Raw genomic sequence first — 13,744 nt, 5'->3', positions numbered from 1 at the left:
TTCAGTCGACATCCAAAGTGACTGACACACTGCTTTCGCGAGCAAGGCCCACACCTTTCGTTTGGTGGTTTAATTCGATTTCTATCGGTATTAAGTCTTTAAAATCAGACGGAATACATTTTTGTAGCTTCTAAAGCCGATATTTATCGGCTATAAAGTCGCCATTGCTCCGGCATGGCGATTTTTTGTCCGGTGCGCGCGTTTTTTCTCTTCGGTCGAATCCTCGACCGTCAAAGCCCTTGCCCGGAGATGATTCATGAGCCGTATCGTTACCGTCGCCGCCACTCAGATGGCCTGTTCGTGGGATCTGGAAGCCAACCTTCAAACCGCTGAAAGGCTGGTGCGCGAAGCGGCCGCCCAAGGCGCGCAGATCATCCTGATCCAGGAATTGTTCGAGGCGCCGTACTTTTGCCAGAAGCCAAACCCGGACTATCTGCAACTGGCCACGACGGTTGAAGAAAACGTCGCGATCAAGCATTTCCGCAAAGTCGCCAAAGAGCTGCAGGTTGTATTGCCGATCAGCTTCTACGAGCTGGCCGGGCGTGCGCGTTTCAACAGCATTGCGATCATCGACGCCGACGGCAGCAACCTCGGGATTTATCGTAAAAGCCACATTCCGGACGGCCCGGGCTACCACGAGAAGTACTACTTCAATCCGGGCGATACCGGTTTCAAAGTGTGGAACACCCGTTACGCGAAGATCGGCGTGGGCATCTGCTGGGATCAGTGGTTCCCGGAAGCCGCACGGAGCATGGCGTTGCAAGGCGCGGAAATCCTGTTCTACCCGACTGCCATCGGCAGCGAGCCGCACGACAAAACCATCTCGTCGCGCGATCACTGGCAGCGCGTGCAGCAGGGTCATGCCGGCGCCAACCTGATGCCGCTGATTGCCAGCAACCGCATCGGCAATGAAGAGCAAGACGGCTACGACATCACCTTTTACGGCTCATCATTCATCGCCGACCCGTTCGGCGAAAAAGTGCAGGAGCTGAATAAAACCGAAGAAGGTATTCTGGTGCACACTTTCAACCTCGACGAGCTCGAACATATTCGCAGCGCGTGGGGTTCATTCCGTGACCGCCGGCCGAATCTGTACGGCGCGTTGAAAACCCTCGACGGTTCCCTGGAGTCCTGATCCCGATGACCACATTGAAAAGTACCCCGCGCGCCGACGGCTTCCACATGCCGGCCGAGTGGGCACCCCAGACTCAGACCTGGATGATCTGGCCCGAGCGCCCGGACAACTGGCGTCTGGGCGGCAAACCGGCGCAAGCCGCACACGCGGCAGTGGCTAAAGCCATCGCCCGTTTCGAGCCGGTGACCGTGGCCGTTTCTGCCGGCCAGTACGAAAACGCCCGTGCGCGTCTGGACGTGCCGAATATCCGCGTGGTCGAGATGTCCAGCGATGATGCTTGGGTACGCGACAGCGGCCCGACGTTCGTCATCAACAACAGCGGCGAAGTGCGCGGCGTGAACTGGGACTTCAACGCCTGGGGCGGCTTTGACGGCGGCTTGTACTCGCCGTGGAACCGTGACTCACAGGTCGGCGGCAAGATCCTTGAGATCGAGCGCAGTCCGCGTTACCGCACCGAAGGTTTTGTGCTCGAGGGCGGTTCGATTCACGTCGATGGCGAAGGCACGCTGATCACTACCGAAGAATGCCTGCTCAACCGCAATCGCAACCCGCACCTGAGCCGTGAAGAAATCGAAGCGGTGCTCAGCGCCAACCTGGCTGTGGATAAAATCATCTGGCTGCCGGACGGTTTGTTCAACGACGAAACCGACGGCCATGTGGATAACTTCTGCTGCTACGTGCGTCCAGGCGAAGTGCTGCTGGCGTGGACCGACGATCCACAGGACCCGAACTACCCACGCTGCCAGGCGGCGATGAACGTGCTGCAAAACAGCACCGACGCCAAGGGACGCCCGTTCACGGTGCATAAAATGCCGATTCCGGGGCCGCTGTTTGCCACCGAAGAAGAGTGCGCTGGCGTTGATCCGGTGGACGGCACGCAAGAGCGCAACCCGAGCGTGCGTCTGGCGGGTTCTTACGTGAATTTCCTGATCGTCAACGGCGGCATCATCGCGCCGAGCTTCGACGATCCGATGGACGGCCCGGCCAGGGAAATCCTGCAGAACCTGTTCCCGCAGCACGAAGTGGTGATGGTGCCGGGCCGCGAACTGTTACTGGGTGGCGGCAATATTCACTGCCTTACCCAACAGCAGCCAGCGCCGCACAAAGAGTGAGTTGAGTCGTAACAGCTTGAGTTGATTGGACAATCAGCCGGGCGACGATTCGCTTGCCCGATAGACAAAGAAGCCCGCCGCCCTGTTGGACGGCGGGCTTCTTTGTATCCGCTTGTCGACAAGTGCGAAACATTGGCATAGCTCTTGTATTGAATCTTGAGTACTAGGGAGGGAGGAGAACTTCAACAGTTCTGTCATAAACCTTGGATAACTTAGCCGCTCATTAACGGGGGGAGAGCGCCGAAATGAACGCCGAAGTGAACACAGTCAGAGCACGAACTTTGCGCCCCATGGCCGTCAACGGCAAATCGCTCCAGGTAGTCGCGCACTGGTTGAAATCCAATGGAACGCGTCAGATCAGGGAAGCTGATCCGCGCCGGATGATGATCGAGCGTTACCCCGCTGACCTGTTCAGCGAAGCAGAACTGGATGCGTTGTGGGCTGTGATGCAAGGATAAGAAAAACAACAGCGATGGGTAAAAGCGCTGCCGGGATGGCGGCGCTTTTTTATGGGCGTTGCAAAATCCAGTGTGAACACTGACAGGACGCCTTCGGGAGCAAGCCCCCTCTCACAGGGATTTGCGCTGATTTAGAAGCTGTAGGTGCCCGTCATCACCACGCTACGCGGCGCCCCCGGCTGGATTTGATATTGACTGGTGGCCGACGCGTAATACTCGCGATCAGTGATGTTGTTCAGCGCCGCGCGCAAATCCCAGTCCTTGAAGCGATAGCCGACCAGCGCATCCCAACGGCCATAGCCTGGCAGCACGGTGGTGTTGGCGTTATCGGCATAGCGCTGGCCAACCAGGGTCAGACCGGTTTCTCCGTACCAGCCCATCTCCGGTTTCCAGGTCAGGAAAAGACTACCGTTGTGCTTGGCGACGTTGTTGATGCGCTTGCCTTTGAGGCCGTTGTTGTCCTTCTCGATCTTCGCATCCTGCACACCAACGCCACCGCGCACATACCAGTTGCCGACGATCTTGCCGGTGGCGGTGAGCTCAATCCCGCGAGATCGTTGCAGGCCGGTCATGATGGTCAGGGTTGGATCGTTCGGATCGGTGGTGCGGCGGTTGTAGAGCTCCAGGTCATAGATCGCCAGGGTGGTGCTCAAACGGTCATCGAGCCAGTCACTCTTCACGCCGATTTCTTTCTGCCTGGTCAGCTCGGGGCTCAGGTCGTTGCTGTTACCGGCCGCGCCCGGCGTGATGCCGATCAGACCGCCGCCCACTGGCGAGAAGGTCTTGGACCACGAGGCGTAGAAGGAATGATCGTGCAGCGGCGTCCAGACCAGACCCACGCGCGGGCTGGTGCTGTGGCTGTCGCGGTCTTCGGACATGTTCCTGAGTTTGTTGGTCGACTCGATATCGAAGGTGTCGTAGCGCAGGCCGGCGAGCACTTGCCACTGATCGTTCAGGCGCAGTTGATCCTGCACGTACACCGCGCGGCTTTCGACTTCGGTGTGGCTACTGCTTGAGCGCTGCATCGCGCCGGTGTGGCGCAGGTCGCGATTGGGGTTGAACAGATCAAGCGCTGGCACGGCTTGCGCGCCCGGCGTCCGGCCGGTGGCCGCGTTATACAGCTTTGGATCGCGGCGCTGACTGCCGGTTTCGATACCCGTGAGCAGGCGATGCTCCAGGCCGAACGTGTCGAACGCGCCTTCCAGTTCCAGGTTGTTGTAGACGTTGCGAGTCGTCAGGTCCTGCTGCCAGTGCTGGCGCGTGACCTTGTGGGTCGCAGGCGTATATCCGGTGAGGTAGGTGTTGTCGAAATCACTGTCGAGCTTGAACACACCCAGGGTCTGGCGCAGTTGCCAGTTGTCGTTGAGTTCGTAAGTGAGTTTTGAACGCAAGGACTGCGTCTTGTCGTCGATGAAGTCGTGTTCGTTGCCGTAAGTCGTGTCGCGGCCCACCTCCGCCGGACGCCCGTTGACCCCCGGAATACCGCGATCCGGCGTGCGGTTGTAGCGGCTGTATTCGTACTGCACCAGCCAGTTCAGGTCGGGTATCAGTTGCCAGCTCATCGACGGCGCGAACAGTTGACGGTTGCCGCTGACGCCGTCGCGGAAACTGTTTTCATCCATGTTGCCCATGTTCAGGCGCAGGCTGATGTTCTCGCTCGGATCGGCGCTGAGATCGGCGTACAAACTGCGCAGTTCCTCGCTGCCGCCCTGGGCTTCGATGGTCGAGCGGCGGCCGGGCACCGGCATTTTGCTCACCCGGTTGACGATCCCGCCTTGGCTGCCTCGGCCGTACAGCACGGCGGCCGGGCCTTTGAGCACTTCAACCCGTTCGACGTTGTGCAGGTCGCGCTTGTACTGGCTGTCGTCACGAATGCCATCCAGATAGAAATCGTTGCTGGCGTCGAAGCCGCGAATGCGCAAACTGTCGAAGCGGGTATCGGCGCTGCTGCTGACGTTGGGCATGCCACTCAAGGCGTCGCCGATGTCGTGGGTGCCGTATTGGGCGACGTTCGAGGTTTTGATCGAGTCGATGGCCTGCGGCACATAGCGCACCGGCGTCGATGTGCGGGTCGCGGTGTTGCTGATGGTGACGCGCGGGTCATCCGCTTGCGCTTCAGCGCTGATGGCGGTGGCGGGCAGTTCAGTCGCCGAGTAGGCAAAACCGCTGGACAAGAAAGCAGAAAGCCCAAGGGTTACGGGCGTAAGACGAAACGGGGCAGGCATTGAAAAGCGCATCCGAAAGGTGGGAAGAATATCGAGCGCGCGAATGGTAATGCTTTGCATTTGCTTCCGTTAATTATTCCGAAGAAGTTCCCTAGTCTGATTGTTTCAATTTATGTCTATCTGGATACACCCGATCATTTGCACCATTCGCCCGATTCACGAAACAGTCTGAAAGCCATTCCGGCGTTTTTCTGCAACAGCTTGAGCACTAGTCTGCCGGCATCGATTTTTCCCACTTTCCTGCCGGAGCGCTCTGATGATCCTTCACTACATTTATGACCCGTTGTGCGGTTGGTGTTACGGCGCCAAACCGCTGGTGCAAGCGGCGCAACACGTTTTGCCGGTAATCGCCCATGCGGGCGGCATGATGAGCGGCACCAACCGCCAGCGCGTGACGCCACAGTTGCGCAATTACGTCATGCCCCACGACCGGCGCATCGCCGAATACACCGGGCAGCCGTTTGGCGAGGCGTATTTCGAAGGTTTGCTGCGCGATCACACCGCCGTTTTCGATTCGACGCCTCCGATTGCCGCCGTCCTGGCCGCAGAGGCCATCGACGCGCGTGGTTTGCAGATGCTCGGGCGGTTGCAGACAGCGCATTACGTGGAGGGGCGGCGAATTGCCGATCAATCCGTTCTCCTGGAACTGGCGGAGCAAATGGGATACGTCGGGGAATCCTTTCAGTCCAGGGTTGAATCGGTTGATACCGAGGCACACATAAAAGCCAGTCGTGGGTTGCTGGCCCAACTGGGAGGGCAGGGATTTCCGACTTTTGCGTTGGAACAGAACGGTCAATTTACCCTCATCGACATCAGTCCCTGGCTGGGCAAGCCGCAGGCTTTTGCCCAATGGTTGGGGGAGGCCATTGGCCGCGAAGGGGTTGGCGAGGCTTCAGCCCTCTGTGGACTGGACGGTTGCGCCTGATACGCGCGCGATTCACTGGCTGCAAGCATTTTCGAGCAACCAGTCAGCGGAAAAATTACGTTTCTTAGACGATTTTTGCCTATTTAAAGACGATTCTTGAAATTGACACATTGTTCCGGGCGCGGCTAGGATTCGCCCCAACGCCTGTGGCCAACCGCCATGACTCAAAAATAACAAGAAGGCCCGACACGACTTTATCGTGGGCGGGTCTTTTTGTTTCGGAGTGAAAAAAGAGCGCATGAGCGCCGTTTCAGCCGTTCGACACAGTGCGTTTCAACCCGTAATAAGGAAAACAAAATGTTGAACAAGCGAATCAGCCTGATCGCTCTGGGGATGTTGAGCGCCACGTCGGCCATGGCTAACGACCAGGCCGAGTCCAAGGGTTTTCAAGAAGACAGCAGCCTCAAAGTGCTGCTGCGCAATGCCTACATCAACCGTGATTACAAAGACGGTAACAAAGACAAAGCCGAGTGGGGCCAAGCGGCCATCGGTACGTTCTCGTCCGGTTTCACCCAAGGCACCGTCGGTGTTGGCGTTGACGTCTTCGGTCTTTACGCACTGCGTCTGGACGGCGGCAAGGGCCGCAGCGGCGCCGGTGGTATCGACTTTTTCAAACAGGGCGACAGCGGCAACGCGGCTGACGATCTGTCCAGGTTTGGTGCAGCGGTCAAATTCCGTGTGTCCAACACCGTACTGACCTACGGTGACCAGATGCCGGCCCTGCCGGTGTTGAACTACGACAACTCGCGTCTGCTGCCGGAAAGCTACACCGGTACCTTGATCACTTCCAAAGAGATCAAAGGCCTGGAGCTGAACGCCGGTCGTTTCACCGCCGAATCGCGCAAGAGCGCTGAAGGCCGTGACAGCGGTGGTCTGAAATCGATCAACGTACTGGGCGGTAGCTACCAGTTCACCGAACAGTTCAAGGCGGCGCTCTACGCATCCGACGTTGAAGACGTGTTGAAGAAACAATACGTGAACGCCAACTACGTGTTCCCGATCGACAAGGATCAGTCCCTGACCCTGGATTTCAACGGTTATCGCACCAAGCTGGACAACTCTTATGTCCGCGAAAACGGTGTAACCGGTGACGACAACAAGATCTGGAGCCTGGCAGCCACTTTCGCCACCGGTCCGCACTCGTTCACCGTGGCGCACCAGCGCTCCACCGGCGACAGCAACCTGGGCTACGCCTACGGCGGTTATCAGAAAGGTCAGGGTCGCGTCGGCGACGGTGGCAACACCATCTACCTGGCCAACTCCTACTGGTCCGACTTCAACGCTGAAGACGAACGCAGCTGGCAACTGGGCTACGGCCTCGACTTCGGCGCCTTCGGCGTACCGGGTCTGAGCTACAACTTCGCTTATGTGCGTGGCGATAACATCACCACCTCCACCAGCGAAGGCGGCACCGAGCGCGAAATCTTCAACCAGTTCAAGTACGTCGTGCAAAGCGGCCCGGCCAAAGACCTGAGCGTGAAACTGCGCAGCTCGATCCTGCGTGTTTCGCAGAAATCCAGCGAGTACAACGTCAGCGGCAACGAAGTGCGTGTATTCGTCGATTACCCGATCAACATCTTCTGATGCCTGATCCAGTGTAAGAAACATGAGAAAAACCCCGACTGGTTCGGGGTTTTTTTTCGACTGTTTCCCGGTGAAAACCAGAAAAAAACCGTGTTTTTGTCATGTGAAAGTTGTTTTTCAGCCACTTCAAACTTCGTTTCAAGCAGGGCTTTAAATGCCTGAAATTCTTTCTCATGGACGCAAATTCTCCACCTAATAGATTAGGCCGCTCAACGCAGCGGAGAATTTGGTAATGATCGTTTTGAACAGAGAAGTGGGCGAATCGCTACGGCGCGACAAATATGTCAACGTCCAGGGTGGTGACTTCAATCTCTACGGTCATTTTGCCGACTTCGTCAGACTGACCAAAAGTTGGGAAAACATGGAGCCTGACAGCTACTACGGTCAGGCCGAAGCCGGCATGCGTTACCGTCGTTACAGCGACTTTGAGTACAACCCCAAGACGCGCGAACTGAAGCAACTCGAGCATCGCGCCTACGTGCAGTCCAAGGAAAACAACGCTTATGTCGGCGGTTTGGTGCGCCACTTTCAGGATTTCTCTGATGAAGTCATCGAGTCGCCAGTGATGCGCAGCCTGATCGACACCGATTTCGAAGTGTACAAAAGCGTGTTGCCGGAAGAACTGCACGATGAAATCTGGCAGTGCCAGATCCATCAGATCCGCATCGAGATCAAACCCGGCAAACAACTGGAAATTACCCCCGAAGGGATTCACTGCGACGGTTATCCGTTCAGCGGTGTGCACTTCTGGGGGCGCAACAATGTCGAGGGTGCGGAAAGTCGTTTGTACGACATTCACGAGCATCAATTGGCGTCGACCACCTACCAGGAAATTCTCGACACCACTTACTTCCTCGACCGCGACATGCGCCACTACGTGACCCCGGCGCGCAACACGCACACCCATGCCATGGCGTACCGGCAGATTCTGGCGATTTCCTTCTCGCGGCCCGGGACCGCTTTCGACATTGTTCGCTAATCAGATCACCCCAATCGACGGCGTCGAGTGTTCGACGCCCGTGGTGCTGCGACGCGCCACGGCCAAGGATGCGCAACCCATGGAGCGCTTCTTCCGCCAGTTCGACGAAGTGTCGTTCTGCGAATGGCAGGACGCCAAATGTCTGCGCGGCGTGTTGATCCAGAAAACCACCACGGCCTATCTCGCCTTCGACGTGGCCGGCGAAATCGTCGGCGCGGTGTTGGGCGGCATGCTCGGCAGCCGCGGCACGATCAACCATCTGGCCGTCAGCCCGTGCTATCGCAGCCAGGGCGTCGGTCAACGTCTGGTTGAAGCGGCGTCGTCCGACATGAAGCGGGTCGGTGTGTTGCGGATGTTTCTGTTCGTCGACGATGCTAACCTCGCGGGCAAGCGTTTCTGGACTGCCCAGGGTTTTTGCGAGCCTCACGGCGAACGGACATTTGAGAGGGACCTATGAATGAAACGTCCGGCAGTGCGCCGCTGATGGTCAATCATCAGCCGTCGCGCACCTTTGCCGAAGCCAGTCCGGTGGTGGCCGGGTATTTCACGGTGTCGTTTGTATTCGGCTTGATGGCTGTGAATGCCGGGTTGCCCATGTGGCTGCCGGTGGCAATGTGCTTGTTTGTTTATGCCGGGGCTTCGCAGTTTGCGGCGTTGGCGTTGATCTCAAGCGGTGCGTCGCTGACCACCATTGTGCTGACCACGTTCCTGATCAACGCACGGCACATGCTGATGTCGGTGTACATGGCCAAGGCCCTGCGTGCCATGGGCCTCAGTCGCATGGAGCGCTGGTGTTACGCCGGTGGCCTGACCGACGAATCCTTTGCTTTCCACAGCGTGAAACTGGGCACCGGCGCACCGGTGAACGTGCGGTATCTGATTGGCTTCAACCTGTTTTGCCACACCTCGTGGGTGCTCGGAGGCCTGTTGGGAGCGGTGTGCGCGCAGTACGCGGCGCACCTGATCAAATACCAGCTCGATTACGCACTGACCGCAATGATGCTCTACGTGCTGGTGTCACTGTGCAACACCCGCAACAAACTCATCGCCGCCGCGGCGGCCGTGCTGTGCATGGGTGCACTGAGCCTGGTCAGCAGCTCGCCGTTTAATGTGTTTATCGCCACGTTTGTGGGCTGCGGAGTCGGTGTATGCCTGACCAAGCGTTCCTGATTCTGGTGGTCGCGCTGATGATGGCCGTGACCTTCCTGCCACGCGCGCTGCCACTGCAAGTCAACACCGAGCACTGGCCGCCGTTTATTGCACGGGCGCTGGAATACTTGCCGGTGGCGATCGTCGCTGCGATCAGCCTGACACCCTTGTTGATCAAGGATCAGCACCTACAGCTCGATCGCCCGGAATTCTATGCCGCGATTCCGACGCTGTTATGTGCGTATTTCAGCAAAAACCTCTTTCTCAGTGTGGCGGTTGGCACGGCTGCGTACATTGCGCTCGGCTCGTTCATGTAGCGGTAGTGCGGCGACATCGCTCAACGCCTGGCTCGACAACTCAGGATTGTTCACCGCCAGGCGCACCTCGAGGAAATCCTCGAACCCGGGGAAAATCGTCAGGCCGTTTTTCTGCGCGGCCTCACGCGAGACCATGCCCACCGCGTCCATCTGCGTGATGAGCGACAGCGTCAGGGTTTCGCTGCACGAGTAGACCATGCGCTGTCCGTTCTCGTGATTGCCCAGACCGGCGTCGAGAAAACGCAAGAAGCTGTGGGAATACGGACAGTCTTCCGCAGGACGCACCTGAAACTTGTCCCCCAGCAACGTCAGCGGATCATTCTCCTGACCGCAATGTGCCCCAACCACCTGCACCTGCACCTCGGGCAGGACGATGCTCGGCAAACCCGGTCGCTGCGGGCCAATCAGCACGGCGAGGTCAAAGTCCTCATTTTTCAGCTTGCTGAGGTTTTCCATCGACTCGGCGTAGCTGAACTCCATCTGATAATCGGGAAACACCTCAATCAGGCGCCCGATCATTCGCCGGTTGAAGTCCGGCGACAACGTGTTGTTCAACGCGACCTTCAACGTACGCTGCCCCGGCACTTTCAGAGCCTCGACTTTATCTTCCATCTGTCGCGTGGCAATCAGCACTCTGTCCATATACGGCGTCAGCTCAGTGCCTTGCGGCGTCAGCGTCAGCCCTTTGTTGGAACGACGAAACAAGCGGAAACCGAACTGCTCTTCGACCTTGTTCAACTGCGCGGCCAACGCCTGCACAGTCAGGCACGAATGCTCGGCTGCGGCCGACAAAGAGCCGGTCTGCACGATGCGCATGAGGTTGCGTAAGGTTCTGCTATCCATGGGTAATGCCCTCTAAAGTGGGCTGGGTATTGTTGTTTACGAGACTGCCGGTCCGGCGTCTTATGCCGGCTATATTCCAGCACCTGAGCATAGTTGTCGCGGGTTTAGTAGCGAATTGATGTCTCCACCGATGGCTGGAGGCTGACACAGGATCGGGGTTTTTGGTGACGTTGGGGTGATGAAGGTCAAAAAAAGCTGACTCGGAATAACAATTCTTGGCTCTTTCGAGGATTTGATAAAAGAGACGAATTGATTCATTTGCGGATTAATAGATAAAAAATATCCATATCTGTACTAGGCTGGATCGTATGTGACCCATCAATGGAGGCGACCGTGCCTACCTCATCCCCAGTCCTCACCCCGCGCGAACAACTCGACGTCCCCGAAGCCGGGCGTGTTGCGTTGAAGTTCTTCTTCAACCTCATGGAGCGCTGGGGTTGCAACGCCGAGCAGCAGCGCACATTGCTGGGGGGCGTCGGCAACACCACGTTCTACAAGTACAAACACCTGCCGCCGAACATACGCCTGCCGCATGACACGCTGGAGCGCATCTCGTATCTGATGGGCATTCACAAGGCGTTGAGCATCATCTTCAGCAACAGCCGCGAACGCGCCTACACCTGGATCAGCAGCCCCAATGCTGCCGCGCCATTCAATGGCCGGACGGCGCTGGATTACATGCTGGCGGGGAGGGTGGTCGACATCGCTGATGTTCGCCGTTACCTCGACGGGGTGCGCGGTTGAAGCCCCCGCCGCTGGAGGAGCCGCAATGGCCGAAAGCCTTTCGGATCGTCAACAGCAGCTTCCCGCCGATTGCGTTGTTCGAGGACGTGCTCGACCCCGAAGACCTGGAAATCGCCTATGCGCTGGAAGCGCTGACCAATGATCGGCTGATCGAACAGGCCGGCGTACTCGCCCGCGTACGCCCCGAAGACCGACTCTCCGGCCCCGGTTCGACCCCGGTAATGGCCGCGTTCACCCACATCGGCAAAAGCAGCCGCTTCACCGATGGCACCTTCGGCGCCTACTACGCTGCGAGCAGTCAGGCTGCGGCCATTGCCGAGACTTGTTATCACCAGGAGCGATTTCTTGCAGCGACCCAAGAAGCGGACCTTGAGTTGACCATGCGGACTTACGTTAATCGGGTGGTTAAACCGTTACACGATATTCGCCACGGCTTTCCCGACTTACATCAACCTGATCCAGACGCCTATGGCCCGTCCCAGGCATTTGCCCGGCAACTGCGCGAGTCCGAATCCTGGGGCCTGCTCTACAACAGCGTCCGCCTGCCAGGCCATGAATGTGTCGCCGCGTTTAGGCCCCCGGCGGTGTCGATTCCCAAGCAGGGCAAGCATCTGCGGTATGTGTGGAGTGCGAGTCAGCGCAGGATTTCGTTTGTGTTTGAGATCAGTCAGGTTTGAAACGCAAAAAAGCCCTCGAAATAGTGAGGGCTTAATATCGATGGTTTTCGTCAATGGCTTGCTGTTGGCGCATCCAGCACTTTCACCACGTCGTCGATCAGCGCCTTGCTCAACTCCTGCAAATACTGCGAGGCATAAGCGTGAAGATCAGGATCGCGCGAGACTGTGGAATCGGCGGTCAGTAGCTTGGAGATGTGAAGCAAATGTGAGGCGTGCGAGAGGGCGGCGATCACTGGAACACCTTGATTGGTGCGGAACAGCGCCTGATTGGCCTGGAAGGAAAAGTGCGTAAGGCCTGGGGTTTTCAAATCGAGGTAGTCGGTCATTTCGTTTCACCTGCCGTACGTAAGGCGTGGAGTGAGGTGACCGGTGTGGCAGCGCGGCGGATTACGGATGGATCAATGACATTCATTTGTGAAACTCCCTGTATCAAATGAGAGCCGCCATTTTCGTTCTCAGGCGAAAGGGTGGCAGCTATGCGCAGGCTGAGAAACCGGAGATACAGGAACCCGGCAGACCCGAAGGTCTCCCACGCACAGCCGCCATAACACGTGAATGCGGACACTAAAAAAAGCGCCGGCAATTGTGGGTGGGGCGCTGGTGCGCCTGTATCTTACGCGGGTTCTCAGGCCCGGTCGCTGAATTGGCAGCGACGGGTTTGACGGTAGCTTGGGGAGTGGCAGGCGCGCAATCGTGGCCAGTAGTGGCTTTGCTTGGCATGTCGTTACAACACATTTCTCAGGATTTAGCGGCGTGCGTTTTGTCGGTTACGACTTGCCCTTAGCCCTTCCTAAACACCAGAACGAGGAGATCAGCGATGGTCGATGAACTGGACCAATTCCAGCACGATTTACTGGAGTCTGTACGTCAGATGAAGGCCGGTGAGGCTGCGCGTTAGATCGACGTGTGCAGAGGAGAGGCGCTATTTCTACTGAAGCTGAAACGCTGCTAAAAATATAAACACCCCAGAAACAACAAAGCCCCTGCATTTCTGCAGGGGCGTCGTTTTGTATGGTGCGGCACCAAGAGTCGAATGGATATTTGTAAGCGTATGGGGAATACGCCTTGCGTAGATCAGCCAGGCATCCATTGATGCGGCAGTAGATGCTCGATCTCACTGGCTTTCTGCGTCGGCAATCGCGTCAGTACATCCTTGAGATACGCGTACGGATCATGCCCGTTCATGCGTGCCGACTGGATCAAACTCATGATCGCTGCCGCTCGTTTGCCACTGCGCAGAGACCCGGCGAACAACCAATTGGAGCGCCCAAGCGCCCATGGCCTGATCGTGTTCTCCACCGGGTTGTTGTCGATGGGCACGGCACCATCATCCAGGTAGCGCGTCAGCGCTACCCAGCGTTTCAAGCTGTAATCCAGAGCCTTGGTCGTGGCCGAGCCCTCGGGCACGAGGTCGCGCTGAGCCAGCATCCACTCATGTAACTTCTGTGCAATGGGCACCGCTATTTCTTGGCGTAATCGCCATCGTTCTTCATCACTTATATCTTTGGCCTGCCGTTCAACTTCGTACAGCCCGCCGATTGAGTGCAGCGCTTGCTCGGCCAACTGGCTTTTGTTCGTCACATGCAGGTCGAAGAA

The 13,744-nt window shown here is 57.6% G+C and carries 15 protein-coding genes; 11 read left to right on the top strand and 4 right to left on the bottom strand.

Annotated features, from left to right (window positions below):
* The first annotated feature begins 256 nt into the window (after nt 1–256).
* The 3 genes from aguB (at nt 257) to ACIOWA_RS19210 (ending at nt 2,705) form a co-directional block, all read left to right on the top strand.
* Entirely contained in the window at nt 257–1,135 is an 879-nt protein-coding gene (aguB, locus tag ACIOWA_RS19220) for an N-carbamoylputrescine amidase (RefSeq protein ID WP_401161385.1), read from the top strand.
* A 5-nt stretch (nt 1,136–1,140) separates the two neighbouring features.
* A complete protein-coding gene (aguA, locus tag ACIOWA_RS19215) occupies nt 1,141–2,247 on the top strand; it encodes an agmatine deiminase (RefSeq protein WP_401161383.1) in 1,107 nt (368 codons plus the stop codon).
* 245 nt (nt 2,248–2,492) lie between these two features.
* Nucleotides 2,493–2,705 carry a hypothetical protein gene (locus ACIOWA_RS19210; RefSeq protein WP_339434260.1) on the top strand — a complete coding sequence of 71 codons (213 nt, stop codon included), beginning with the start codon at nt 2,493–2,495 and terminating at the stop codon, nt 2,703–2,705.
* A gap of 131 nt (nt 2,706–2,836) precedes the next feature.
* On the opposite strand, the gene ACIOWA_RS19205 is transcribed toward ACIOWA_RS19210, so the two are convergent.
* On the bottom strand, nt 2,837–4,930 hold the full coding sequence (locus ACIOWA_RS19205; protein ID WP_401161381.1) for a TonB-dependent receptor: 2,094 nt from the start codon (nt 4,928–4,930) through the stop codon (nt 2,837–2,839).
* A 256-nt stretch (nt 4,931–5,186) separates the two neighbouring features.
* Between ACIOWA_RS19205 and ACIOWA_RS19200 the strand changes: the two genes are divergently transcribed.
* From ACIOWA_RS19200 to ACIOWA_RS19175, 6 genes are all read left to right on the top strand, one after another.
* A complete protein-coding gene (locus tag ACIOWA_RS19200; protein ID WP_401161379.1) occupies nt 5,187–5,855 on the top strand; it encodes a DsbA family protein in 669 nt (222 codons plus the stop codon).
* A 297-nt stretch (nt 5,856–6,152) separates the two neighbouring features.
* Nucleotides 6,153–7,439, top strand: coding sequence for an OprD family porin (locus tag ACIOWA_RS19195; protein ID WP_401161377.1), 1,287 nt, complete (start codon nt 6,153–6,155; stop codon nt 7,437–7,439).
* 232 nt (nt 7,440–7,671) lie between these two features.
* Nucleotides 7,672–8,418: a 2OG-Fe dioxygenase family protein gene (locus tag ACIOWA_RS19190; protein ID WP_166218415.1), complete on the top strand. Its 747-nt coding sequence runs from the start codon at nt 7,672–7,674 to the stop codon at nt 8,416–8,418.
* Between the two features lie 79 nt (nt 8,419–8,497).
* Nucleotides 8,498–8,875 carry a GNAT family N-acetyltransferase gene (locus ACIOWA_RS19185; protein WP_175555635.1) on the top strand — a complete coding sequence of 126 codons (378 nt, stop codon included), beginning with the start codon at nt 8,498–8,500 and terminating at the stop codon, nt 8,873–8,875.
* Nucleotides 8,872–9,588 (top strand): AzlC family ABC transporter permease, encoded by a 717-nt coding sequence (locus tag ACIOWA_RS19180; protein WP_339434264.1) that lies wholly within the window; start codon nt 8,872–8,874, stop codon nt 9,586–9,588. The genes ACIOWA_RS19185 and ACIOWA_RS19180 overlap by 4 nt, the downstream gene beginning before the upstream one ends.
* Nucleotides 9,567–9,884, top strand: coding sequence for an AzlD domain-containing protein (locus ACIOWA_RS19175; protein WP_339495497.1), 318 nt, complete (start codon nt 9,567–9,569; stop codon nt 9,882–9,884). Before ACIOWA_RS19180 ends, ACIOWA_RS19175 begins: the two co-directional genes overlap by 22 nt.
* Here ACIOWA_RS19175 and ACIOWA_RS19170 read toward each other — a convergent pair.
* Nucleotides 9,801–10,727: a LysR family transcriptional regulator gene (locus tag ACIOWA_RS19170; protein WP_339434266.1), complete on the bottom strand. Its 927-nt coding sequence runs from the start codon at nt 10,725–10,727 to the stop codon at nt 9,801–9,803. The genes ACIOWA_RS19175 and ACIOWA_RS19170 overlap by 84 nt on opposite strands.
* Nucleotides 10,728–11,060: 333 nt before the next feature.
* Here ACIOWA_RS19170 and ACIOWA_RS19165 point away from each other — a divergent pair, with 333 nt between their 5' ends.
* Entirely contained in the window at nt 11,061–11,471 is a 411-nt protein-coding gene (locus tag ACIOWA_RS19165) for an antitoxin Xre-like helix-turn-helix domain-containing protein (protein WP_401161374.1), read from the top strand.
* A complete protein-coding gene (locus ACIOWA_RS19160) occupies nt 11,468–12,148 on the top strand; it encodes an RES family NAD+ phosphorylase (protein ID WP_401161372.1) in 681 nt (226 codons plus the stop codon). The genes ACIOWA_RS19165 and ACIOWA_RS19160 overlap by 4 nt, the downstream gene beginning before the upstream one ends.
* Nucleotides 12,149–12,198: 50 nt before the next feature.
* On the opposite strand, the gene ACIOWA_RS19155 is transcribed toward ACIOWA_RS19160, so the two are convergent.
* Nucleotides 12,199–12,474 carry a DUF3077 domain-containing protein gene (locus ACIOWA_RS19155; protein ID WP_401161370.1) on the bottom strand — a complete coding sequence of 92 codons (276 nt, stop codon included), beginning with the start codon at nt 12,472–12,474 and terminating at the stop codon, nt 12,199–12,201.
* Between the two features lie 748 nt (nt 12,475–13,222).
* A partial coding sequence (locus tag ACIOWA_RS19150) for a transposase (RefSeq protein ID WP_401161368.1) occupies nt 13,223–13,744 on the bottom strand: 522 nt, incomplete at its 5' end.

The sequence above is a fragment of the Pseudomonas sp. NPDC087614 genome (assembly GCF_044743485.1).
Lineage (GTDB): Bacteria > Pseudomonadota > Gammaproteobacteria > Pseudomonadales > Pseudomonadaceae > Aquipseudomonas > Aquipseudomonas baetica_A.
The sequence above is the reverse complement of the archived record's forward strand: the minus strand, read 5'-3'. Positions and strand labels throughout refer to the sequence as shown.

Bases quoted from the DNA above. Each gene is read 5' to 3' on its own strand.
- aguB (WP_401161385.1), top strand. From the start codon at position 257: ATGAGCCGTATCGTTACCGTCGCCGCCACTCAGATGGCCTGTTCGTGG.
- aguA (WP_401161383.1), top strand. From the start codon at position 1,141: ATGACCACATTGAAAAGTACCCCGCGCGCCGACGGCTTCCACATGCCG.
- ACIOWA_RS19210 (WP_339434260.1), top strand. From the start codon at position 2,493: ATGAACGCCGAAGTGAACACAGTCAGAGCACGAACTTTGCGCCCCATG.
- ACIOWA_RS19205 (WP_401161381.1), bottom strand. From the start codon at position 4,930: ATGCCTGCCCCGTTTCGTCTTACGCCCGTAACCCTTGGGCTTTCTGCT.
- ACIOWA_RS19200 (WP_401161379.1), top strand. From the start codon at position 5,187: ATGATCCTTCACTACATTTATGACCCGTTGTGCGGTTGGTGTTACGGC.
- ACIOWA_RS19195 (WP_401161377.1), top strand. From the start codon at position 6,153: ATGTTGAACAAGCGAATCAGCCTGATCGCTCTGGGGATGTTGAGCGCC.
- ACIOWA_RS19190 (WP_166218415.1), top strand. From the start codon at position 7,672: ATGATCGTTTTGAACAGAGAAGTGGGCGAATCGCTACGGCGCGACAAA.
- ACIOWA_RS19185 (WP_175555635.1), top strand. From the start codon at position 8,498: ATGGAGCGCTTCTTCCGCCAGTTCGACGAAGTGTCGTTCTGCGAATGG.
- ACIOWA_RS19180 (WP_339434264.1), top strand. From the start codon at position 8,872: ATGAATGAAACGTCCGGCAGTGCGCCGCTGATGGTCAATCATCAGCCG.
- ACIOWA_RS19175 (WP_339495497.1), top strand. From the start codon at position 9,567: ATGCCTGACCAAGCGTTCCTGATTCTGGTGGTCGCGCTGATGATGGCC.
- ACIOWA_RS19170 (WP_339434266.1), bottom strand. From the start codon at position 10,727: ATGGATAGCAGAACCTTACGCAACCTCATGCGCATCGTGCAGACCGGC.
- ACIOWA_RS19155 (WP_401161370.1), bottom strand. From the start codon at position 12,474: ATGACCGACTACCTCGATTTGAAAACCCCAGGCCTTACGCACTTTTCC.